This is a genomic window from Bacillus cereus group sp. MYBK30-2 (assembly GCF_051915945.1).
Taxonomy (GTDB): domain Bacteria; phylum Bacillota; class Bacilli; order Bacillales; family Bacillaceae_G; genus Bacillus_A; species Bacillus_A paramycoides.
Genome location: NZ_JBQAFR010000005.1, coordinates 150,362 through 173,348, shown reverse-complemented (window position 1 = coordinate 173,348; position 22,987 = coordinate 150,362). Strand labels below are relative to the sequence as shown.

The window sequence follows — 22,987 nt, the reverse complement described above, 5'->3', positions numbered from 1 at the left end:
TACGAAATTTATATGCTTTATTTACTAACATAGGTTGCACCTCACTTTGTTATAGGATATCTACAGTATACAAAAAAACGTAGGCTTACGCCTACTGACATTCATCTCCCATCTACCGTTGGGCTAGCGCCCTTCACACGCTTGAGGAAGGAGTATTCTATCAGAAAACGATAAATGAAGGGATCTCTTCTTGCAGAACAGCAATTTCTCCTAAATTTAATGCATTACCATTTTGATCCAACGATTCAAAACTTACTCCTACGGGTACTACATAGGCACTTGGCTTCCCTTGAACAAGCACCCTAAAATCGCGATGAAAAGATACCGAACAACCACCTTGACTTATTTTACTTTTCCCTCTAAGAATTGTAGCAAATTGATCACAAATGAAATTAAAGTTGTGCATAAATTTAATTCCTTTCTCATACAAAATGATGAATTTAGAGTTTTAATTTAAAAAGGACTTTTTCCTACTCTTACAGCCAAGAAACACGGATAAACAAACTCAACTCGCTTCAAAATTCTAAAAAACAGGTCACAAAGTGTAATCTGTGACCTGTTTTTTTAGACGAAATACCTATGATATCTCCAAGCAATCATAACCATTCTTGAAAGGGATTAATGTATCAGCTTTATTGAACGTCTGATTCATGATGTCCCCCTGTTCTGTTGTAGCTTTGAAATAAAGTTTGATTAAAAATACCTCACAAACTCATAGTTTACGGTAAAGAAAAAGAAACCAGTTTGAAAAAAGATTGATCAAAATGGATTCCACTTTTGAGATTGACTATTTATCTTTCATAAAAAAGTTTGATCATTTTTGTGATCTTCCCTCCATTAAAGCGCCCGTTTCTTGAATAACTATAGGTTTACCTCATATTTATCCCGTTCTGTTTTATTTTTTTCCCATTATTGGAGGTATAAATATAAAGAAAAGCAAGAAGTCCATATAAGATTCCTCCTAACAAGAAAAACGGTTCAACAATTACTAATAGTAAAGAAAGTGATTCTGATTCCAACAAGCTTTGAATTATCCCTACACTACCGCGTAAACCCAAAACCACACACGCTCCCCATGCTGAAGTGAGCAACAACCAGGATGGAAACCTTCGACCCCATGCTTGAACAAGTGCAAGTGCAGTAAATGCAGAAATTATACATAGGGCAATTGCAACCAGATTAATGATGAATAACACTTCGCCCATCGTCCTGCCTTCAAATCCTAAAGTGCCTCCTGCAGCCCAGTAAATGTGGATTAACCCGAATAGAGTCGACCAAACAAAAGCTGCATAACCAGTAAAAACCAACCACTTCTCGATTTTGTCCAGAGGATGACGATCATTATTGTTTTTGATTGTAATAACTCCTTTCATTATGAGGGATAACAGAAGTCTTTTTGAATTACGTATAGTTTTATATATTGTTTCATTTTATAATTTATTATTATTAAATCCAATGAATTTTTACGAATATTATGATTTTATTCGCACAATCAGTTACTACATTTATATAAAGTCCATTTGATGTTTTCACATCGGTAAAGTATCTATACTGTTCTTTATCAACAGAGATAAGGAGCGGATAAACAATGGTTAAATTATACGGGACGACAAAATACGGATTAACTGCACATGATTTATTGGAACGTATTTGGAAAGGATTAAAAGAAAGCGTTATTGTGAATCACTTCCATGCATCACAATAACGCTTTCTTTTCTTGAACACCTTTCTCAATTACCTGAAAAAGTACTTTAAAGATTAGGAACTGAACAATTGTTAAAATATTAAACGGAACTTCTATATACTATTATTAAAATCTATGAGTTCCTAGCTGGTGAAAACCTCTTAAAAATATTTTGAGAGGTTTTTTATGTAGAAAGCGAATGGAGTAAATCTGTTATCACTTAAATATGTTCTCTTTTTCCATACTGATTACACACCTTTTATAAAATAGTACTATCAGTATGTCCAAGATTTGCAGATTCATTGCACAACCTTTAGTTTTTTTACACCCGAACCACCTTACTGTAACTACCATGTTTTACTACCTGCTTAACATCTATCTCACTTTCTTCAATTCCTGGTATTTCAGAAACATCTACAACGATTGTATTATTTAAAACACTAATCACATATCCTGTTAATTGCAAAGACGGATTCTTACGATAAGGAAATCGAACATACTCTCCCGTTCTTACTTTTATTTTATTTTCCATGTAAAAACCTCCCGAGTCATGAGCCCTTGGAATTCTGGATCACTTGATTTTTGAATAGAATTTTTTTATTTTTCTAAGCCGCTTTAAAGTGGATGCCAATCTTTATTCCCCTGATGGAATATAGTTCTTTCTAATGATATCGCGTACTTTATTCATAAAGAATATAAGAAAAAAAAGAGCTAGAGCAGCATTAACACAGAAATATATGTTTCCTGTTGTGTATTTATCATAACAAGAATAAAAATTTAAAATTGAAAGAATTGCTGAACAGATGGTAAAGGTTACTACTGTACCAAAACTTCTCATAGTTGCCACCCCTATTCTAAATATTGTAATATCCTTCTACTATTAGGAGTATCTCCAGCAAAGTGGAAAAAACAAGCTAAATAAATTTTAATATGAAAATAAGCAATTTTAACACCGGTAAGAGTATTTCAATGCAACACAACATCATTTGGTTTGAAACCATTGCGGCATTATAGTTCATTCCTTGATTCACCAAGGCTTGTACCCCAATTGGTTGTCACATATGTGTGATAAACGATGCAAGTTGCTGAGATATTTCTGGTGGAAGCAGAATGGCTGTGTAATACTTCTTATCCTTCATCCCCTGCATTACATCTTTTTACATTTGTAAGAACGGTCATTTAACTTTGCTCTTTTATTTTATCTCCTAAATTTATAATCCCTGGTCCTGGTAAGTCCGCACCGGTATCCTGTATTACCATAGTAATTGGCAAGTCTTTTGGTACAGGATTAACAGTTGAATCCATAAAAGCAAAACTAGCGATGATCACAGCAGCCATGATACCCAAAAGCCACCTAGAACCATCTTTTGTTTAAAAAATCGCTATACTGTAAGCACTTTAACTTATTTTTTCTAGCATTTATCTAACAAAAAGATTAATAACAAACAATATGTAGTTTACAATAAAGTATTGTTGTTTATAATGAAATTATATCGTTTTTTCTACACATTTCAATTTACATTTAAGACGGGAATGTAAAATAAAAAACAAAAGATTAAAATCTGTCGTTTATTATACCGATAACGAACAAGGAGGTGTAAGGCGTTGAAAAAGGCGGATTTGAGGATTATTCGGACAAAGAAATTTATATATGATGCTTTTATCAAGCTGATAGCTGAAAAGGGATACGATGCTATCACCATACAAGACATCACAGATGAGGCACTTATTAATCGGGCAACATTTTACTCACATTATAAAGATAAACAAGATCTGTTAACAAAGATTAGTGAGGATGCACTAGGAGAATTAACAAGTAAGATGGTTCTACATGCCCATGTACAGGAACATCAAATAGATCTTTCGAAACTCGAGGAAATTTTACAATCCATATTTGAGTGTATAGCAAAACATGCAGACTTTTATAAAACCATGCTTGGTCCTCATGGCATTCATAATTTTAATCTACAAATGCAGCAGACTATCATGGATAACCTTGAACAAAATTGTCTTGAACTTAAACTTGGGGAACAGGACTTAGATATTCCAAATGATATGGTTTTGCATTTCATCACTTCCTCTGTTGTCGGGATAGCAATTTGGTGGTTCCAAAATGACATGAAATATTCACCGAAATATACTGCACAAAAATTAGTGAAGCTTTTGACTAAAGGCCCCTTGTGTGCAGTGGGGTTTACTTTATTTAATGAAGGATAGAAAGGGCAACTATGCCGTGAAGGGATCATCATATATGCCCATCAACTTAAGAGTTTTTTCGTTCATATAAACGAAAAAGCTCTTAAAATATTTTATCCCCTTAAAAATGAACATACCAAACAAACCTAGATAGGCATCCTTTTTAAAAATTATGCAGTTTTTGTTGCTTTGGAACAAAGTTTGATCAAAAACTTCTTACAAACTCACATTCTATGGTACACAAAAAGAATCGATTTTGAAAAAAGATTAATCAAAATCGATTCTTTCTTTTGGATTGTGTGTACAGTTTTTATAAAAAAAGTTTGATTAAAACTCACTTAGAATTCTTTAATTGAAATGTATTCGACTAATCAGAACCACTCATGAGTATATCTGTATGATATAGTTTTACCTAATGTAATTTTGGAAAAAAGTTTAATTAAAAACAGCTCACGGATCCATATTCTACGGAAAATAAAACAAATCCAATTTGAAAAAAGATTAATTAAAATGGTTTCTTTTCTTTTTGAATGTATCCTCCGTTTTGTAAAAAAGTTTAATCAAAACGAAATCACAAATTCTTATTTATTAACCTACAAAAAAACTCCATTTTGAATAAATTTTTGATGTTTGTCCCATTTTCCGAACTCACTTCAGTAAGAGAGACGAGGCTGATTACGAGTGCCCTGCATCAATGTTTGTATTTTGAATCCCGATTTTTCCTGCTTTAATCTTACTCCGGAACAGCGCAAAGTATACAAGAGTTCCCGTTAAAAACAGTGTTCCGCCTACAATTGCTACTTCATGGAACATATCAGGGATGGTCAATACCCCCATTTCGAACACGAGCCATATTAAAGCGCCGTACGTGACAGGTGCTCTCCATTTCCCTAAATTAAATGCCTCTGCGTCAGGTAAATCTTTTCTACGCAAATAGTAAGCCAAAACTGTTATGAAGTATAAAGCTGTAAGAACAACGGATGTTGATCCGACTAGCAAAGTCAAAGAATCAGAGAATAGGCTCGCTATAATATCGAGCACTAATACAAGCACAATTGCATTTACCGGTACGGATGTTCTTGGGTTTACCTTTTTAAAATAACGCGAAGCAAAAAATACATCATCCCGCGCCATTGCATAAATGATACGGGAAGCAGAAGCCATTCCGATTAAGCCGCATGCAAAAATGGAAATGATAACAAGAAGCATAAACAAAGTGCCAATGAATTGGCCGAGCTTTGTTTTAATAATAAGTGGAAGCGGGTTAACAGAAGTTGTCACATCAGCTAAATCTGAAATGGAAATTGTAACAGTAAAAAGAAAAGCAAATCCAATGATACCGCCAATCAGCAATGCGAAAAATACAGCACGTGGTACATTTTTGCTCGCGTCAATTGTTTCTTCCGAAAGATTCGCCGCGGCTTCAAAGCCAACCATGGTCCACGACCCCATCAGCATAGCGATCACAAAGCCACCAAGGTACGTACCGCTTTTTTGCTCGCCGATATTTGTTAGCATATCCCAATTCGGAGTTGTGAATAGCGCAACGATAGCAAGAATGACAAGAATGCCTACCATACCGATTACTTCGGTATATACCGCAATGTCATTGAGACGAGAAGCCAGTTTTACGCCGAAAATGTTGAGGACAGCCTGTAGCAGTAAGGTTGTGAGTACAATATACAAAAGGGTCTTCCCACCTATATTCCAGCCAAACACATCCGCAATGAGTGGAGCCAGGCCAAAATCGACGGCAGGAATGACAATGACAAAAAAGCAAAATCCGAGCCAGCCGGAAAACCACCCTAATCCTTGATTTGCCAGCCGCGTCACCCATTGATACGAGTAGCCGCTGAGTGGCATTCTCCCTGCCAATTCAGCAATAACAAGAGCGACAAGCAGGTGACCTACTAATACGATTGGCCACGTCCAAATACCTGCGGGCCCCGCATTGTTTAAAACAAACCCAAAATTCGTGAAAATGCCCGTTGTGATGGACATAAATGAAAACGCGACTGCAAAGGAACTAAAAAATTTTAAAGACCTCTTTAACTCTTGCTTGTAGTGATATTGCTGCACGTTATTCATTTCCTTCTTGACTTTTGTGTGCATAAAAAGCCTCCTTCCACTTTTCCTGTACTTTGTATATCTTCTTAGCTTGTTTCCATCCTTTCTTTTTATTTTGAAAATTCAGTCTTTTTAGAGCGATTTCACTCACTCTCCTCTATTGCAAGTACCATACCAATTATACAATTTGCGTCATGATTGAATTTTGCAAGCTTTTCACTGTTTAAAATGTTGCCCCAATATGAAATTTTGAATAGTTTATTCAAAATTTCATATTCCGTCGGGGACTGATTTTCTGTTTTAAAGATATACAAAAAAAGAAAAAATGCTGCATTTCATATAGAATTTTTGATCAAACTTTTTTACAAACGGTTAAACTTTATTTTAAACGGTACGACTTTTTTCAAAATGGTGCAACTTTCTTTCAAAATCACAGTAATCCTGTAATTCCAAGAACAGGAATCCAACAAATAGCAAGGAAGCCATAGTCCGCTATAACCTGCGGTACTAATTCCATCTTTCAGACCCAATTTCATCTGACATATGTTTTTTTAAATAAGGAAATAACGTGTTCCCCTCTTTCAATTAACCAAGTTACGTTTCAAAAAAGTTAATTAAAAGTCAGTGAACATATGCAGCTTCTCTAATAAAAGCCACTCCATAAAGACTTTATTACTATTTGGTCTCAAGGGTATTCTTTTTTTCTTCCCGTATAATTTGATTTATTTTAATTAAGGTATCGGTCATTTGCTGCAAAGATTCGATATCAATTTTAGAGAAGTATTTCTCAATAAGTAAATCATCTAGCTGGGACAACCGTTCTATAAACTTGCTACCGTTAGGACCAAGTGTAAGGAAATATTCACGTTTATTGTTAGGATTTACTTGTTTCGAAATCATCTTATGTTTTTCCAATTTAGATAAAACTTGACTGACAGCACTTTTGGATATATTAAAAGTGCTCGCAATGTTGTTTGCTGTAGTATTTTTATTTAAATTGATATAGAATATCATGTTCTCTTGCTGTCCTGTTAGACCGAACTCAGTCTTTAACTCCTGAGATATTAAAATGTTTAATTCATTGTAGGCCCGGTTCATTTCGGTAATTACTTCTTTATAAGAACTAGTCATATGATTCTTCCTCCACTCATTTTATTATTGCACTGTACGCTGTTTTTTCGCTTTTGTATATAATTAAGTTAAGTTAACTGTACAATGTCTTTGTGTTAGTGTAAAGTAAAATGTATCTCAATACTTTAATTACAAATTCTTTTTAATAGTGCATAAAAAGCTCCTATCTCACAGCAGTATTTGCAAGAATCCCTTGAACTTCACAAGGTACACCTTTTGGAGCATTATCACAGGGTTGCTATTCTAGTCCATCATATCATATAGATAAAATGTAATGGATTAATAAATTATGGAGTTTCAAAGACTCATTTTTTCAAGACAGTTTAATTTACATTTAAGACATAGATGTAAGATAAGAAACAAAAAGAGGCGATCTGTTGTTTCCAATGATAATAACGAACACGGAGGTATATGGTATTGAAAAAATCGGATCTACGGATTATTCGGACAAAGAAATTTATATATGATGCTTTTATCAAGCTGATAGGGGAAAAGGGATACGACGCTATTACCATTCAAGACCTCACAGATGAGGCACTCATTAATCGGGCAACATTTTACTCGCATTACAGGGATAAACAAGATTTGTTAACAAAGCTTACCGAGAATACTCTAGGAGAATTCACAAGTAAGATGGTCCTTTATACCCATGTACAGGAAAATCAAATAGAACTTTCGAAATTCGAGGAAATTTTACAATCCATATTTGAATGTATCGCAAATCATGCAGACTTTTATAAATCCATGCTTGGGCCTCATGGCATTCATGATTTTAAGCTACAAATGCAGCAGGCTATCATGGATAACCTTGAACAAAATTCCATTAAGCTTACACTTGGAGAACATGACTTAGATATTCCGAAAGATATGGTATTGCATTTCATCACTTCCTCTATTATTGGGATAGCAATTTGGTGGCTTCAAAATGACATGAAATATTCACCTAAATATACTGCAGAACAAGCAGCGAAGCTTTTTACTAAAGGCCCCTTTTGTGCATTGGGTTTTACTTTTTTTTCACGAGGTCTAGAAAAAGCAACTGTACTGTGAAGAATCATCCTATCATTTCAGGAAATTCGCACGTGTAGACACAAATTGCGTACAAGTTAACCGGCACCTTAAAAGTTAAGGTGCCGGTTAATGATTTTATGCTTAATAATTGAGATTTGGTCTCTTCCTAATTCCAATTATTATCTCAATTAGTTATAGCTCCTTTAGGTTCTGCTGCAAAAACTCTAAAGTTCTTGCAATTAATCTCCTAAACTTGGACAAATAACTTTTCTTCGGTCACAACAACACTGGTACTTGGTTGTACGAGTTGTTACAATTATTATAAAAAGAAGCCACTCTAAAATTTAGATTGGCTTCTTTTTGTAATTAAACTAAGTTTAATACCGTTACTTTTTCACGTGTCATAGACTCAAGGCTCTTGCGAATACCTTGAGCGCCCATACCTGAACCTTTTACACCGATGAATGGGAAGTGGTCAGGGCCGCGCTCTGTGCGTCCGTTAATTTGGACAGAACCAGTGTCGATTTTGTTAGCAATTGCAAATGCTTTGTTAATGTCTTTTGTGAAGACACTTGCTTGCAGACCGAACTCTGATTTGTTAGCAATTTCAATTGCTTGTTCATCGGAAGAAACACGGATGATTGGAAGGATTGGGCCGAATGGCTCTTCCCAAGCAACTTTCATTTCTTCTGTTACGTGGTCGATTAATGTTGGGTAAATTAAGTTACGCTCACGTTTGTTACCGATAACGATTGTTGCACCTTTTTCAGCAGCATCGTCAACTAAACCTTGAACGAAGTCAGCAGATTTATCGTCGATTAATGGAACGATTGTGCTGTCTTGTTCTGGAGATCCAACTGATAATTTAGCTACTTGCTCTTTTAATAAGCCAACAAGCTCGTCCGCTACGTTTTCGTGTACAAGTACACGTTTAATAGCTGTGCAACGTTGACCAGAGTAAGAGAATGCACCGCTTACGATATGATTTACAGCATCTTGTAAGTCAGCATCTTCACGAACGATACCAGGGTCTTTACCACCAAGTTCTAATACAAGTGGAATCATTGCAGCTTTTTTCGCTAAATGTTTACCTGTGTTTGTACCACCTGTGAACGATACCATATTGATGCCTTCGTGCTCTACTAAGTAGTCGCCAATTACAGAACCGCGTCCTGTAGCTACGTTTACAAGACCTTTTGGAAGGCCAGCTTTATGAAGTGCTTCAACCATTTTAATACCACTAATTGCACCTTGAGTTGCTGGTTTGAAAATAACAGCGTTACCCATAATTAATGCTGGTGCAAGTTTTGCAGCAGATAAGTTTACTGGGTAGTTAAATGGTGCGATTGCTAATACAACACCAAGTGGTGCGCGTTGGATAATCGCAAGTTTAGATTTTGTTCCGCCAGGGAAGCTATCGCCCATCATGCTTTCTCCGTGCATATGAAGAGCTTCTTCAATAGTGTAACGAATGAAGTCAGCTGTACGAACAACTTCTTTTTTCGCATCTTTATATCCTTTACCAACTTCTTTCATAATGATATCGGCAATTTCATCTTGCATATTTTCAAGCTCATCAGCCCATTTGTATAAGTATTTTGCGCGATCTTGTAGAGAAGCTTCAGCCCATGATTTTTGAGCTTCTTTTGCAGATGCAATTGCTTCATCTACTTCTCCACGAGTAATTGCTTGTACTTGACCCATTACTTCGTGTGAGTATGGAGATGAAATTTCGATTGTTTCTCCCGAAGTGCTCTCTCTCCACTCTCCGTTTAAATAAAATTTGTAAGTAGTACTAGTTGTCATGATAGTTCCTCCTAAAATTATTGCTTGTAACATTGAATATATGGTTCAACTATAATCAGTGAGACCTTTTTCAGCCCCACTGATTAGTAGCTGAACGAAATAGACTTTTACAATCTGATGAATTCCCACCTAACTTCTTTGCTTTCATTACATTGTAAGATGGGAGAATATTACTGCTGATTCATGTTGAATGCATTTAATGTCCGGCCCAAACATCTTTTCCATATCGTCCTTCATGTTGTAACTGATCCAGCCACTTTCTCGCCTCTTGTTCATTGCCTCCATGAAATTCTTGATACGCATGACAAAGAGTATCTTCTACATCCGGAGCCATACGACTTCCATCACCACAGATATAAAGGTGAGCACCGTTATATAATAGCGAAATTAACTTCGCCCCATCTTGTTTCATTACATGCTGTACATATGTTTTTGGGTGTCCTTCCCATCGAGAAAAAGCTGTGTGTAAAAATAGTAAGCCATCATTTTCATCTCTTTCCAATTCTGTACGATATAGATAATCTTTTTCAGGATGACGACAGCCGAAATACAGATGTGTTTCCCCTAACTTCATCCCTTTTTGCTGTTGCACACGACGTCTTTGTAAAAATCCACGGAATGGTGCAACACCAGTTCCAGGTCCAACCATAATAATTGGGGTCTCTGGATTTTTAGGTAATTGGAATCTTGATTCTGGAGTTCGAATAAAACAAGTAATCTCTTCTTCCTTTTGGAGCTGAGCTAAATAATTAGAAGCGACACCTTTATATTCTCCTTGTCCGCTCCAAGCTGCTTCACTCACTACGCCGACTGTGATACTTAGACGATTCTGCGCAACAAGTGGAGAACTTGAAATAGAATAGTAACGCGGTTTGAGCGCAGGAAAAAGTTCTAAAAAGTTTTCAAACGGAATTTCACACGCATCATACTTTTCAAGAAGATCTAACATGGAAATGCGTTTCTTTAAAATTTGGTCCTGATAAACGCCATCTTCCACTAATGCTTCCAATTCATATTTATGGGGAGGACAAACCGTAAACTTTGCCAATTCTCGTATTTGTACTCGAGTTGCTGCCTCCTGAATCTCCACACTATGGCTAAGAAGATCAATTAAACTAACAGGACGGTCCAAAGGAAGATGAACTGTACTACTTCCACTTGTACTCAATATGACTTGATCCTTACCATTTAACCCAAATCGTTTTAAAATTCGATTGACATTTTTCAGACTGTTACTTGGAAGCACTCCAAGATGATCTCCTTCCTGATACGTAACTCCTTCTGGTAAGGCTATCTCAATATATCGAGTGCTACGTTCACTTTCAGCTGACTGAAGTTCTTGGTTCGCAACTACCGTTGCATGGACAGCATTGTTATTTTGAGCAATCGGATTAACTGGAGGACCTGAAATCACCTGAACAGAAAGCGATGATTGATGAGATGCCGACTCTTTTCCTTCTTGCATCTGTAGGCCAAAAGTATTTGAGAGCTCTTTCCACATGACCTCTTGCCATTGAGCAAAATCATTCTCAAAATCTCCTCCCGCGTCAGCTTCACCTCTTGCGGTAAACCTTATGGCACCTTTCTGTTCCAGCTCTTTATCAATGAATTTCGGAACACTCTGGTAAGTATTCGCCCAATTTCGATCTCCGCAGCCAAAAACTGCATACCTGATTCCTGCACATTCCTCTGTGTTTGCTTGTTCCAGCCATTTTATAAACTGAGCGGCATTCTCAGGAGGTTGACCATTATAGGAAGACGTTACAATGAGTACCGCACCTTCTTTAGGTAACTTTCCGATATAATCGTTCAATGTCCCCACATAGCTATGAAAACCAAGTAACCTTACCTGGTCTGCGAGCTTTCTAGCAAACTCTTCCGCTCTTCCTAGATTTGAACCATATAATACAAGCAGAGGTACGTTTTCAGCACCTACAAGTACTTCTTGTTTTGAATATGGAGAAGTCACTTTCTCCTTTTCATCAACCAATGGAAGATTCAGTAAAGGTGCGACTTCCTTATCTTCTCTTAATTTAACTCTAATTCTTAAATTTTCTGGTTTTATGGTCAATGTTTGCTTAATCTTCAACTGATAGTTTTCATGATCAATTAATTCAAACTTTTGAAGAATCATCCCAAGCACCAGCGTCGCCTCATAAAGTGCGAACTGCATACCAATACAAGCACGTTGACCATTCCCGAATGGTTTATATGCATGATTTGGTACTTTAGAAGGGTCTGCGAAACGTTCCGGACGGAATTCTTCTGCATCCTCCCCCCACACTGCTTTATCCCGATGAAGCGCGGGAAGAAGTACGGTCAAACCTTCTCCTTTTTTCACATGATACTTTCCGCCGATTATAGTATCTTCTTTTGGATACACATCAAAAGATGGCGCGGTCGGCCATAATCGGATGGCCTCGTTTAGAATCATGCGAATGTATTTAAGGTTTAGCACTTGTTTATAAGATGGCGTGGAATCACCAAGGACTTGATCCACTTCTTCGTATGCTTTCTTCAGAACTTCCGGATGTTTCAGTAAAAAATAAGTCGTAAAGGATAATAAACCACTTGTTGTTTCATGCCCCGCAATTAAGAAGGTAATAATTTGGTATCGGATATTCTCATCATCCAACACTTCCCCTGTCTCAGGGTCTTTACTGTTTAGCATGCGGGCCAGCAGATCTATCTCTCCATTATTTCCATTCGCCTTACGCTCTTTAATAATTTTATCTACCAACGAAAACATGCTTTGTATATCATCTTGGAATTGTCTGTTTTTTCTAATCATCAGAGTATCCATGCCCTTCGAGCGGGCAACTTTATGCATCGCTTCGTCAAGTGCACGTACCATGCTGTCGATAAATGGATCATGTTTTTCTTTATAAAAACTATTAAATCGGTAGTTAAAACCACAAAGACCAATCGTATCCAAAGTAAGGCGGGTCATGTCTCCCGGTACATCGATAGAATCACTATCGTGATTCAAGCGAGCCCATTTCTGAACCAGCTGCGAAGCGATGTCTAACATCATAGTATGATAGCCCTCCATGGCTTGTTGGCTGAATGTTGGCAACAATATATTATGGGCTTTTCGCCAGTTTGGCTCCGATGTTTTACTTGTAAACAGACCGTCCCCCGTAAATTGGCGTACATGCGTCATATCATTTGCGACATGTTTATCAAAATGATTAATATCACAGACTTCCGTTACAAGTTTGTGTTCAGATAGACATATTGTTTTAAAACCTGGAGCAGTCAACCGAAATATTGGCCCATATTCTTTTGCTATCTCGCAAAAAGAAATAGTAGGTTGACTCATGTCGAATAAAGGGTAATTGCCCAGTGGTCCATATGTTTTAGGTTGCAGAATTATGCCTGTCTGTTCCTGTTCCATTTTCATCCTAAATTATTCCTCCTATCATTCATCTAAAGATAAATGTGATTTGCTTATTATATCTTTAAATTATTCCTTAATATCAAGTTAACAAAAAGCCTAATAATAACAACAACATGTACATTATAATAACACCGTGTTGTCTATAATAAAGTTATATCGTTTTGCTACATAATTCAATTTGCATTTTAGATGAAAATGTAATTTAAAAAACGAAAAGATGAAAAGTGTTCTTTACTTTTATAATAAAGAACGAATTATCGATATTTGTTAATATTATTATTCAAATTTCCAAACATAAAAATCAGTTCTGGTGCAAGAAATTTAGAATATTTTTACCAGTACCGAATTTTCTATGTATATTTCTAATTGAAGTACTGCCACATCGCTATCAATCTAACAAAATACCCCTAAAATGAAAAATACGCTATTCTTTTGTCTTCCTATCCAATGATTACTTTTTGTTTCTATATATATCGGATGATTTCTTGTATATCTCATTTACTTCCTTACAAAATAACGCCTTTTGTTCAGGTTTTACTTTTCTTTTTCGTCCCTAAGTATATTTTTATTGTTTTAGATAAAGGGTTGATTATAAAAAGAAAAAGTAATCAAATTTATTTTGACTACTTTTTTAGAAATTATAATAATGGGGAGATTAGACGCATTAGGGATTCCAGTATTCGTTTTTGAATACTACGTTTTTGAAACGATTCCCATCGAATTTCAGTTGAATAATTAAAGTCCTTTTCAAAATCACGTTTAATATCAAGAACTGTCTTAGATTCATAAAGTACGCTAATGATTTCATAATTTAGTTCAAAGCTACGGACATCCATATTTGCTGTGCCAATTGTTGCAATTTCATCATCTACAAGTACAATTTTAGCGTGCATAAACCCATCTTTATAGCTGTAAATTGAAGCACCGGCTTTTAGAATAGGTGTGAAGTATGATTGAGATGCTTGATCACTAATGATTCTATCTCTCTTACCTGGATATAGAATACGGACATCTATTCCAGCCATTGCACTTAAACGTAGTAATGTTAATATTTCTTGATCCGGGATGAAGTAGGGTGTTGCGATCCAAATTGATTTCTTAGCAGAACCTATAACAGCAAGTAAAGTATTACGAATGTTTGTATCATCTGAAGTTGGTCCACCTGCTACAATTTGAACAGCACCTTCTGCATGAGAATTTTCTTTACCTGGGAAGTATTTTGTATTCATAAATTGATTCCAAGAATAAGTATTTAAACCATTAGTGGCATAGAGCCAATCCTCAAGGAATATTGCTTGTAATTTGTACAATGCTTTTCCTTCTATTCTTAAGTGGCTGTCACGCCAAATTGGGAATTTTTTAGAACGACCAAGATACTCATCCCCTACGTTGAGCCCACCTGTAAAACCAATCTCTCCGTCTACAATGACAACTTTACGATGGTTACGATAATTTACGGTTTCAAGTGGCCATGGCGAAAGAATGGGATCAAATGTTACAACTTCAATTCCTGCATCTTTCATGGGTTTTAAAAAACGAGTGCGTAATGAATTGCTTCCAATGCCATCATAAAGAAAGCGGATAGTTACACCAGATTTCGCTTTCTTTATTAATACATCGCGAATTTTTGTACCAATTTCATCTGCTCGATAAATAAAGTATTGAATATGTATATGATGTGTAGCATTTTCAATAGCTTGTATAATGTTTGTAAATGTTTGATCCCCATTTGTTAAGAGTTTTGTTGTAGTATTATTAGCAACAGGACCGCCACCGAATTTTTGTACAACCTGTGTTAAACGAGTAGAGCGCTCACTTAATGAGGAAGTGAATGATAAATCTAGGCGTTTTTCTTCTAAAATCTCACGGAATAATTTTCTTTTCTCTTCTGAACGATGTAGATGCTTCTTTCTTCTCCAGCGACTTCGACCAAAAAGAGCGTACAAAAGTACACCAACAACAGGAAAAAGTGCTAATACTAAAAACCACGCTAAGGTACTTTGTGGGGAACGGTTTTCGATAAAAATAATGAAGGCAATTCCTACTATTGTGATAGACCATAGTACGTCGACAAAGTTGTATAGTGAGATAATGGATGTATCCAACAGAAAGAGAATGATAGAGACAATTGTAAATACAAATAATAATTGAACTTTAGGATTTTTCATCTTTATAAAATTCACCTATTCTTTCTTAAATATAGGATTCGTATATGGAAGCTATAACCTAACATTTCTATTAGGGATAATCATAGGGTTGGTGCTTTAGTCCGTCATATCATTTATATAAAATGTAATGGATTAATAAATTATGGGGTTTCTAAGACTCGTTTCTTCAAGTTTTCACTTATTTATTATTCGATAAATGGAATCATATGGTGTTCTAATTCCTTTTTAATGACACTGAATAAAGTCGAGAGCATAAAAGCCAAAGAGATACAAGGGATTTCTCTTGTATCTCTTTAGCTATAGATTTATTCCATCTACACTGACTCAGTAGATGTAGAACCTTTTTGTTTATCTTTTTTGAATACAGACAGTACCATAATTATAAGAGATACAAGCCCAATGAGCCCCATCGTCTGAACATATGAGCTCATTCCATTCCCTTCAAAAAAGAAACTGCTACGCAATGCTTCTACACTGTACTTAAAAGGACTCCAAGAATATAACCAGTGTTTTGTCACATCGGGAAGAAATTCGTATGCCAATGATAAAATTGGCATAGAAAAGAAGAAGACTATCATTAATATTGGTACCCCAAGACGCCCAACCCAGTTCAGTAATGCACTTTGCAACAGGAAGAACATGAAGCCAAAGAAAAAGAACAATAGAAGAATTTCTCCTTGGTTTGGTATGTTTACCTCGAGTATGGTATGAGCAATGAAAAGGATTAAACTTGCAATTACTATCACGAAAACAGAACCTGCAAGGATCTGTGATAGAACTGATTTACCTGTCATGCGTCCGTTTGTAAACTTTTCGGTAGCCATAAATAAGATTAAGGAACTGATAAGAGTAGTAATCCATAAAATTTGTGTCAGCATAACAGGGATATTTCCATTTCCTGTATGTGATTGAACTGGATGAATCAACTCGGTCTTAACAATTAATGGGCTTGCTAATAATTTTGCCTGTTCAGTTGTTAGTGTCGTATTTTGGGGTGAAAGTTGATCAAGCAAGATATGACGGATATTTTCGTTTATCTCTCCAATGAGCTTATCGATCATTTGGTTCGAAATCATTGAGGCATTATAGTTTAGCCCTTGATTCACCAAAATTTGCACCTCAGTTTGTTGTCCCTTAGGTGTGGTCAGTGATACAAGTTGCTGGGACATTTCTGGTGGAAATATAATGGCAGCGTAATACTTCTTCTCCTTCATCCCTTGCAATGCATCTTTTTTCGTTTGTAAGAACGTCCATTTAATTATGTTTTGCTTATTTTGTAAGACTTGCTCTTTTATTTTATTTCCTAAATTTACACTCCCTTGTCCTGGTAGGTTCGTACCGGTATCCTGTATTACCATAGCAATTGGCAAGTCTTTTGGTACAGGATTAACAGTTGAACCCATAAAAGCAAAACTAGCGATGATAACAGCAGCCATGATGCCTAAAAGGCCACCTAGAACCATCTTTTGTTTGAAAAATTGCTTGACTGTAAACATTTTAAATTATTCCTCCTAGTATTTATACAACAGTAAATATAGATAACTAACAACTTGTAGTTTACAATTAATCAATGTTGTTTATAATGAAATTATATCGTTTTTTCTACACAATTCAATTTACATTTAAGACGAGAATGTAAAATAAAAAACAAAAGATTGAAACTTGTCGTTTATTATACCGATAACGAACAAGGAGGTGTAAAGCGTTGAAAAAAGCGGATTTGAGGATTAATCGGGCAACGTTTCACTCGCATTACAAAGATAAACAAGATTTATTAACAAAGTCTTGTGAAGAAGCACTAGGAGATTTGACGAGTAAGATGGTTCTATATGCTCATATGCAGGGACACCAAATAGATCTTTCGAAATTTGAGGGAATTATGCACTCCCTATTTGAGGGTATAGCAAAACATGCAGACTTTTATAACTCCATGCTTGGTCCTAATGCTATTCATGATTTTAACCTGCAAATGCAGCAAACTATCATGAATAACATTGAACAAAATTGGATGGAGATGAAAGGAGATAAATAAAAGAATCATGAATTATAAAGTTCTGAAAGATAAAAAAATAATGTGGGGTTTTATTTCAACTATACTATTAAGTGTTATAGCAGTAACACTTGCGGTATATAATATTGGTTATTGGGTAGTCTTGGTTATTTTATCTGTAATAGTTTTGTCTTTTTGTGTATATAAAGCAGGTGAATTATATAATGAAGAAAGTGAATTATTTATTGAAGAAGAGGAAGATAATTAGATAACCTTATTACAAAATAAAATGGGTTTTGGTGCAAAAAAATGATACATAGTAAAAAGGTTCAGATTCCAATAGGAATCTTTTTTTTATCGTTTTCTGACAGAATACTCCTTCCTTAAGCGTGTGAAGGTCGGTAGGCGTGAGCCTACATCTTTTAGTATACTGTAGGCATCCTACAAAAAAAAGTGAGGTGCAACCCATGTTAGTAAATAAAGCATATAAATTTCGTATCTATCCACATAAGAAACAAGAAATATTAATTGCTAAAACGATTGGGTGCAGTCGCTTTGTATTTAACCATTTTCTTGCTCTATGGAATGACACCTATAAAGAAACAGGAAATTGAAATAGTTTGTATACAAAGTTGAAATCTTACTAGAAGAACAAAATTGTTGGTGAAGTAAATGTGCTAAGAGTTGTTGTAAAAACTGAACAGCCTGGGGATTAAAACGTTGATTAAGTCCTTCTGAACTCATAGAAATGCCTGTGTTAACTTCTAGGCGACTATATAATTATGTCAATGAAGTATGAGCTATGTTTTGGCTTAACCAAATACATAGGGCCACTAAATCTTGTGCGCGGTATTTACTTTTTCGTTAAACAAATCCTGCTTTTCTAGCTAACTGCTCCAAAGCATGTGATGACATATATTGTTGCAACTCTTTAAAAAACAATTCTAGTTCATCAACAATCGATAAATTCATATCAAAAACACCACCCGTTCCTATACTCTACCGAAAGAATAGTGTTTTTTTCGTGTTACGACTACAAAATTATAATTTTTATAAATCAAAAAAAATGCCCATAAGAGAATATATAATTACAGTCGAAAACAAGATAGTCATATGAAGAAGGGAATAAACAAACATTGATTTTGCCCATTTCTCTGAACCCATTTTTTTATAACCGAAGATACTTAAGACGAGCCATAAAATACTTAAAAGAAGTGCTACTAACATAAGGCCAAGGCTTAAAGAACCAAAAAGGAAACTCATTGCAATTAAAATGATTAAATAAATATTGGTTTGCATATATGTTCTTTTAAAACCTTTGACTACTGGAAGCATAGGAACTTTAGCAGCCTTATACTCATCGTGTTTGCGAATAGCTATGGCATAGAAATGAGGCATTTGCCAAATAACTGTAATCACAAAAAGACCAAGAATAGCAGGATGTGTAATATCTGGATACATAGCAGCCCATCCAATGAGGGGGGGCATTGCTCCTGAAATACTTCCAACCTCCGTATTATAAATTGTTCTTCTTTTACTCCACATTGTATATGGGACAATATAAAAAAATAAGCCTAAAAACCCTAAGAATGCTGCTAGCAGAGTTGTTAATGCAAGAGAAAACAACCCCAAGATGGTCATTAAAGTGCCTAGCCATAATACAGCTTTGGGTTTTATTTCTCCTGTCACAGTTGGTCTATTTTTTGTTCTCTCCATAATAGAATCAATATCACGATCATACAAGTTATTAAAAGCTCCTGCTGCACCCATTACTAAAATAGAGCCAGTCAAAGCAAATATTATTTCTGGAAGTTTCTCAAACAAGCTAATCTGATATGTATATAATGCCAATGTCAATCCAGCTAACATTGGAATCAGATTTGATTTAATAATCCCGGTTTTAACTGTTTGCGCCAAAATTTTTGCCAGAGTCTGTTTCGGTATTTTAAGGGGCTCTATCTTTGGCATTATTTCCCGTCCCTCCTTTTACTAGATTATCTATAATTTTCATACTTTAATCTAAAATGACATTATCGCGGATTATTTAATACATAGATACCTTCCGTATTTTAAATACCATATAGAACTAATATACTATATGGTATGATGGGCATGGGGATACGCCCCAAATAAATGTATACATAGGTCGTACCCCAATAAAGAGTGTTCGTATTTTTATACTAGCAATTTGTAAGTTTTCTATTTTTCAGTACTTAAAACGTATTTACCTACCCAAGCGGCTACGACACCACCAAGGATTGGTGCAACGATAAATACCCATAATTGAGAAATTGCTTCTCCGCCCGCAAATAAAGCTGGGGCAATGCTACGAGCTGGGTTAACAGATGTTCCAGTTAACGGAATACCTAATAAGTGAACTAATACTAATGTGAAACCAATTACTAATCCAGCTAAAGAAGAGTCTCCCTTCTTACCTGTCACAGAAACTATAACTAAAACAAATACGAAAGTTAAAATGAATTCTACTAAAAATGATCCTGATAAACCAAGAGTTCCAAAACTATTTTGTCCTAAATTATCTAAAGGTATTTTAGCAGATTCTAAAATTGTTACTAAAGTTGCAGTTCCTAATAAACCACCTAAGATTTGAGCTAATACATAATAGAAAAATTCCATAGCGTTCATTCTTTTGTTGATGAACATAGCGATTGATACCGCTGGGTTAATGTGGCATCCAGAAATTGTTCCAATGCTATATGCCATAGCCACGATAGACAACCCGAAAGCCATAGCGATACCTAGTGTTCCAATCCCTTCAATTCCGCCACCAATGACAGCTACTCCAGTTCCGAATAATACAAGTACAAATGTACCAATAAATTCAGCGATTGTTTTTCTTAACATAATTCTCCTCCTTTTAATATGTATGGCATGTACTATAAACAATAGGTCTTGTTATAAAGAGCTTCTAAAAGTCTTCCCTAAACAAAGGAGATTTTCACATTGAAACAAACATAAATCAAAGATAGCAGATTAACAACATGCACTTAAATCACTTAATGTTTAAGGTTGGTTTAAATTAAATAAGTTGTTTAAAAGCATACCTTCATGAATTTCTGAAAGAGGCGATAACAGGAAAATAAATCCTTTTTCACTGAACTAAAACACTTTCAGAAAGTATTTAAGTTGTTTAATTCTGGTGCAAAGAATAATAAATTTCAAAAAAGTAATGATTCCTATCGGAATCTTTCTTTATGCTGTTAATCCAAATAATTGGTGAATAAAGATATTCTTATTTTGGACAGACTGATTCTGTATAGCAATTTGTTCTTTTTTTATCATGTGCACCGCTTCAACACCAAGTAAAATAGCCACAGCCGTGCGATACGATTTAAATCCCGACATAGAACGTACGCACTTCTTAATAAAACGATAATCTTGTTTTACTATGTTATTTAAATATTTGAGTTGTCTTGTTTTGATGCCTTCAGGCATCTTTTTTTCATTTTTTGTTTTTCGATAACAATTGAATAGGCTGGATTTTTGTCAACTTTAATCACACGAGGATTAGAGACATAAAAAGACTGCAAAGCTTTTTGAAAAAATCGCTTTGCAGCTTTATGATTGCGAGATTTACTCAAGTAGAAGTGAATTGTGTTTCCTTTGGAATCAACCGCACGATATAAATACATCCATTGTCCTTTTACCTTTACGTATGTTTCGTCTATTCTCCATGAAGCATTCGTTTGTTTGAGATGCTGTCGAATTCATTTATCCAACTCCGGACCATACTGATGTACCCACCGCAAAATCGTTGTATGAGTTAAAAATAATCCACGGTCCTCCCTCATTTCCACCAAATCACGAAAACTGGGATTGTACCGCAGGTATCAACGTACTGTTAATAAAATCATACCGGGTTGATAATGCTTCCACTTGAATACATTTTCCTTTTCCATACTGATCGCACACCTTTTATCGTTTTCCGACAGAAGACTCCTTCCTCAAAAATGTGAAGGTGTGAAACACCAATTTTAGGTGGGAGATGAATGTCGGTTGGCATAAGCCAACATGTTTGCTATCCTATATTTGTACAGATTGCTCTTTGAAAACTGAAGATATGAGGTTGGTTGCAGAAAAACGTTGCAACCGTAAAATCTTCAACGTTCTATCGCCCCACGCTTGCCGAAGTTGCGAAAATCAGGCTAAAGTAGGAAGCGTGGTGAGTCAACGTACAAGATACTTATGTTTTCACCGTAGGGACTACGGGCAGAGCCTGCTAAGATAACCGGTGGATACATCGGTGTTCGCAGGAATCTCCCACTTCAAACAGTCCGTAAGGACGTTAAGTGGTGAGTAGTTCAAAGAGTTGTATTATCAATATGTCCAAAATTTGAAGATTCATTGCACAAGTTTTATCGTTTTTACACCAGAATCGTTTATAACGAAAACATGTTGCTTATAATAAAATTATATCTTATTCGCTATATAATTCAATTTACACTTAGTTCATAAACGTATTGTAAAAAACAAAATTTTAAATTGTGTCGTTTATATTGACGATAACGAACGATTAATTAAAACAGGTAGGCATCTAGCTAATACCAACTCTACAAATTCTAACTCTTTTAAAATAACCTCTTATTAAGCCTTAGAAATATCAACAAATCCTTCCCCAAACACATCACGAACATCGTGTATAGCGATGAAAGCACTCGTATCAGTAGATTGAACAATCCGTTTTAACTTCATTACTTCTTGCTTATTAATAACAATATAAAGAATGTCCTTCGGGGTTTTTGTGTAATAACCATGACCTGAGTATACGGTAACCCCTCTGTCCATTAAGGTAGTCACCTGTTCGGCAATTTCATTCGGTTTATCAGAAATAATCGTAATGGCCTTTTTCGGATTCAAACCTTCGATTACAAATTCCATCACTTTTGTTCCTACATATAACATAATAATTGTCAGCATCAGCTTTTCTGCACCAATGATGAAATAAGATGAAAAAGCAACTATTAAATCGAAAAACAACAGACCATAGCTAATGCTCCATCCTAAATACTTATGCGTCATCCTTGCTAAGATGGTAGTACCCGCTGTTGTTCCGCCAACACGAATGATTAGACCAATCCCGCATCCTATAAATACTCCTCCAAAAATGGCATTTACCAGCATTTCATTCGAAGCAATATTCCAGCCTTCTGTCAGATGAAGAAAAAGCGAGTTGGTAACTACAGCAATAATCGTATAAATTGTTGTTACCTTATTCAAAAATTTGTAGCCAACTATTAACAAAATCGCATTTAAAATTAAGTTGACTAAGCCTGGTGACCATTCAAATAAATAGTAGGTAATAATCGTGATACCCGTTACCCCTCCTTCACCGAACTCGTTCGGGATAACAAACAAATTCACACCTAACGCAAAAAGGAATGCACCAATAATAATAAAAATAATGTCTATGGTTCTTTTTTTCATACACTACCTCACTTCTTATAAAAATATTTACTCAGGCATAAACCCTAACCATTATAACCTGGAACATTTAACCCGACCAGTAGTCTGTT

The 22,987-nt window shown here is 35.5% G+C and carries 15 protein-coding genes and 5 pseudogenes; 5 read left to right on the top strand and 15 right to left on the bottom strand.

The window, feature by feature from the left end; genetic code table 11:
• Window positions 1–169: 169 nt before the first annotated feature.
• The 4 genes and pseudogenes from ACTFQM_RS23250 to ACTFQM_RS23235 form a co-directional block, all read right to left on the bottom strand.
• Window positions 170–406: pseudogene (locus ACTFQM_RS23250) on the bottom strand (DUF1259 domain-containing protein); the annotation flags it as partial.
• 463 nt (window positions 407–869) lie between these two features.
• Complete coding sequence (locus ACTFQM_RS23245) at window positions 870–1,373, bottom strand: DUF3995 domain-containing protein (protein WP_440036427.1); 504 nt, start codon at window positions 1,371–1,373, stop codon at window positions 870–872.
• A 633-nt stretch (window positions 1,374–2,006) separates the two neighbouring features.
• Window positions 2,007–2,216 carry a DUF2187 domain-containing protein gene (locus ACTFQM_RS23240; RefSeq protein WP_440036426.1) on the bottom strand — a complete coding sequence of 70 codons (210 nt, stop codon included), beginning with the start codon at window positions 2,214–2,216 and terminating at the stop codon, window positions 2,007–2,009.
• A 647-nt stretch (window positions 2,217–2,863) separates the two neighbouring features.
• Window positions 2,864–3,022, bottom strand: coding sequence for a hypothetical protein (locus ACTFQM_RS23235; RefSeq protein ID WP_440036425.1), 159 nt, complete (start codon window positions 3,020–3,022; stop codon window positions 2,864–2,866).
• Between the two features lie 267 nt (window positions 3,023–3,289).
• Between ACTFQM_RS23235 and ACTFQM_RS23230 the strand changes: the two genes are divergently transcribed.
• Complete coding sequence (locus tag ACTFQM_RS23230; protein ID WP_427350542.1) at window positions 3,290–3,901, top strand: TetR/AcrR family transcriptional regulator; 612 nt, start codon at window positions 3,290–3,292, stop codon at window positions 3,899–3,901.
• Between the two features lie 654 nt (window positions 3,902–4,555).
• Here the strand turns inward: ACTFQM_RS23230 and ACTFQM_RS23225 are convergent.
• The gene (locus ACTFQM_RS23225; protein WP_440036435.1) at window positions 4,556–5,968 is read right to left on the bottom strand and encodes an amino acid permease; all 1,413 of its coding nucleotides are present in this window, start codon (window positions 5,966–5,968) and stop codon (window positions 4,556–4,558) included.
• 654 nt (window positions 5,969–6,622) lie between these two features.
• Window positions 6,623–7,078 carry a MarR family winged helix-turn-helix transcriptional regulator gene (locus tag ACTFQM_RS23220; protein WP_440036424.1) on the bottom strand — a complete coding sequence of 152 codons (456 nt, stop codon included), beginning with the start codon at window positions 7,076–7,078 and terminating at the stop codon, window positions 6,623–6,625.
• Between the two features lie 411 nt (window positions 7,079–7,489).
• Between ACTFQM_RS23220 and ACTFQM_RS23215 the strand changes: the two genes are divergently transcribed.
• Window positions 7,490–8,128 carry a TetR/AcrR family transcriptional regulator gene (locus ACTFQM_RS23215; RefSeq protein WP_098307084.1) on the top strand — a complete coding sequence of 213 codons (639 nt, stop codon included), beginning with the start codon at window positions 7,490–7,492 and terminating at the stop codon, window positions 8,126–8,128.
• Window positions 8,129–8,455: 327 nt separating this feature from the next.
• Here the strand turns inward: ACTFQM_RS23215 and gapN are convergent, their stop codons facing one another.
• The 4 genes from gapN to ACTFQM_RS23195 form a co-directional block, all read right to left on the bottom strand.
• Window positions 8,456–9,895 carry an NADP-dependent glyceraldehyde-3-phosphate dehydrogenase gene (gapN, locus tag ACTFQM_RS23210; RefSeq protein ID WP_440036422.1) on the bottom strand — a complete coding sequence of 480 codons (1,440 nt, stop codon included), beginning with the start codon at window positions 9,893–9,895 and terminating at the stop codon, window positions 8,456–8,458.
• A gap of 196 nt (window positions 9,896–10,091) precedes the next feature.
• The gene (locus tag ACTFQM_RS23205; RefSeq protein WP_440036433.1) at window positions 10,092–13,292 is read right to left on the bottom strand and encodes a bifunctional cytochrome P450/NADPH--P450 reductase; all 3,201 of its coding nucleotides are present in this window, start codon (window positions 13,290–13,292) and stop codon (window positions 10,092–10,094) included.
• Between the two features lie 641 nt (window positions 13,293–13,933).
• Window positions 13,934–15,463: a cardiolipin synthase gene (locus ACTFQM_RS23200; RefSeq protein ID WP_440036421.1), complete on the bottom strand. Its 1,530-nt coding sequence runs from the start codon at window positions 15,461–15,463 to the stop codon at window positions 13,934–13,936.
• A 314-nt stretch (window positions 15,464–15,777) separates the two neighbouring features.
• Window positions 15,778–16,899 carry a YhgE/Pip domain-containing protein gene (locus tag ACTFQM_RS23195; protein ID WP_440036420.1) on the bottom strand — a complete coding sequence of 374 codons (1,122 nt, stop codon included), beginning with the start codon at window positions 16,897–16,899 and terminating at the stop codon, window positions 15,778–15,780.
• Between the two features lie 383 nt (window positions 16,900–17,282).
• On the opposite strand from ACTFQM_RS23195, the pseudogene ACTFQM_RS23190 reads away from it, so the two are divergent.
• The 3 genes and pseudogenes from ACTFQM_RS23190 to ACTFQM_RS23180 all read left to right on the top strand — a co-directional run.
• Window positions 17,283–17,483, top strand: a pseudogene (locus ACTFQM_RS23190) (TetR/AcrR family transcriptional regulator); the annotation flags it as partial.
• A 19-nt stretch (window positions 17,484–17,502) separates the two neighbouring features.
• Entirely contained in the window at window positions 17,503–17,721 is a 219-nt protein-coding gene (locus ACTFQM_RS23185; RefSeq protein WP_440036419.1) for a hypothetical protein, read from the top strand.
• Between the two features lie 199 nt (window positions 17,722–17,920).
• Window positions 17,921–18,055, top strand: a pseudogene (locus ACTFQM_RS23180) (helix-turn-helix domain-containing protein); the annotation flags it as partial.
• 10 nt (window positions 18,056–18,065) lie between these two features.
• Here the strand turns inward: ACTFQM_RS23180 and ACTFQM_RS23175 are convergent.
• The 5 genes and pseudogenes from ACTFQM_RS23175 to ACTFQM_RS23155 all read right to left on the bottom strand — a co-directional run.
• Window positions 18,066–18,425, bottom strand: a pseudogene (locus tag ACTFQM_RS23175) (IS4 family transposase); the annotation flags it as partial.
• Window positions 18,426–18,503: 78 nt separating this feature from the next.
• The gene (cyoE, locus tag ACTFQM_RS23170) at window positions 18,504–19,421 is read right to left on the bottom strand and encodes a heme o synthase (protein ID WP_440036418.1); all 918 of its coding nucleotides are present in this window, start codon (window positions 19,419–19,421) and stop codon (window positions 18,504–18,506) included.
• 231 nt (window positions 19,422–19,652) lie between these two features.
• Entirely contained in the window at window positions 19,653–20,318 is a 666-nt protein-coding gene (locus tag ACTFQM_RS23165; protein WP_098306977.1) for an MIP/aquaporin family protein, read from the bottom strand.
• A 348-nt stretch (window positions 20,319–20,666) separates the two neighbouring features.
• A pseudogene (locus ACTFQM_RS23160) lies at window positions 20,667–21,373 on the bottom strand (IS6 family transposase).
• 685 nt (window positions 21,374–22,058) lie between these two features.
• Window positions 22,059–22,898, bottom strand: coding sequence for a YitT family protein (locus ACTFQM_RS23155; RefSeq protein WP_048376312.1), 840 nt, complete (start codon window positions 22,896–22,898; stop codon window positions 22,059–22,061).
• Window positions 22,899–22,987 lie beyond the last annotated feature (89 nt).

What these genes read in the sequence shown, in the direction of transcription:
- ACTFQM_RS23245 (WP_440036427.1), bottom strand. Translation starts at nt 1,373, where the DNA reads ATGAAAGGAGTTATTACAATCAAAAACAATAATGATCGTCATCCTCTG.
- ACTFQM_RS23240 (WP_440036426.1), bottom strand. Translation starts at nt 2,216, where the DNA reads ATGGAAAATAAAATAAAAGTAAGAACGGGAGAGTATGTTCGATTTCCT.
- ACTFQM_RS23235 (WP_440036425.1), bottom strand. Translation starts at nt 3,022, where the DNA reads ATGGCTGCTGTGATCATCGCTAGTTTTGCTTTTATGGATTCAACTGTT.
- ACTFQM_RS23225 (WP_440036435.1), bottom strand. Translation starts at nt 5,968, where the DNA reads ATGAATAACGTGCAGCAATATCACTACAAGCAAGAGTTAAAGAGGTCT.
- ACTFQM_RS23220 (WP_440036424.1), bottom strand. Translation starts at nt 7,078, where the DNA reads ATGACTAGTTCTTATAAAGAAGTAATTACCGAAATGAACCGGGCCTAC.
- ACTFQM_RS23215 (WP_098307084.1), top strand. Translation starts at nt 7,490, where the DNA reads ATGGTATTGAAAAAATCGGATCTACGGATTATTCGGACAAAGAAATTT.
- gapN (WP_440036422.1), bottom strand. Translation starts at nt 9,895, where the DNA reads ATGACAACTAGTACTACTTACAAATTTTATTTAAACGGAGAGTGGAGA.
- ACTFQM_RS23205 (WP_440036433.1), bottom strand. Translation starts at nt 13,292, where the DNA reads ATGGAACAGGAACAGACAGGCATAATTCTGCAACCTAAAACATATGGA.
- ACTFQM_RS23200 (WP_440036421.1), bottom strand. Translation starts at nt 15,463, where the DNA reads ATGAAAAATCCTAAAGTTCAATTATTATTTGTATTTACAATTGTCTCT.
- ACTFQM_RS23195 (WP_440036420.1), bottom strand. Translation starts at nt 16,899, where the DNA reads ATGGCTGCTGTTATCATCGCTAGTTTTGCTTTTATGGGTTCAACTGTT.
- ACTFQM_RS23185 (WP_440036419.1), top strand. Translation starts at nt 17,503, where the DNA reads ATGAATTATAAAGTTCTGAAAGATAAAAAAATAATGTGGGGTTTTATT.
- cyoE (WP_440036418.1), bottom strand. Translation starts at nt 19,421, where the DNA reads ATGCCAAAGATAGAGCCCCTTAAAATACCGAAACAGACTCTGGCAAAA.
- ACTFQM_RS23165 (WP_098306977.1), bottom strand. Translation starts at nt 20,318, where the DNA reads ATGTTAAGAAAAACAATCGCTGAATTTATTGGTACATTTGTACTTGTA.
- ACTFQM_RS23155 (WP_048376312.1), bottom strand. Translation starts at nt 22,898, where the DNA reads ATGAAAAAAAGAACCATAGACATTATTTTTATTATTATTGGTGCATTC.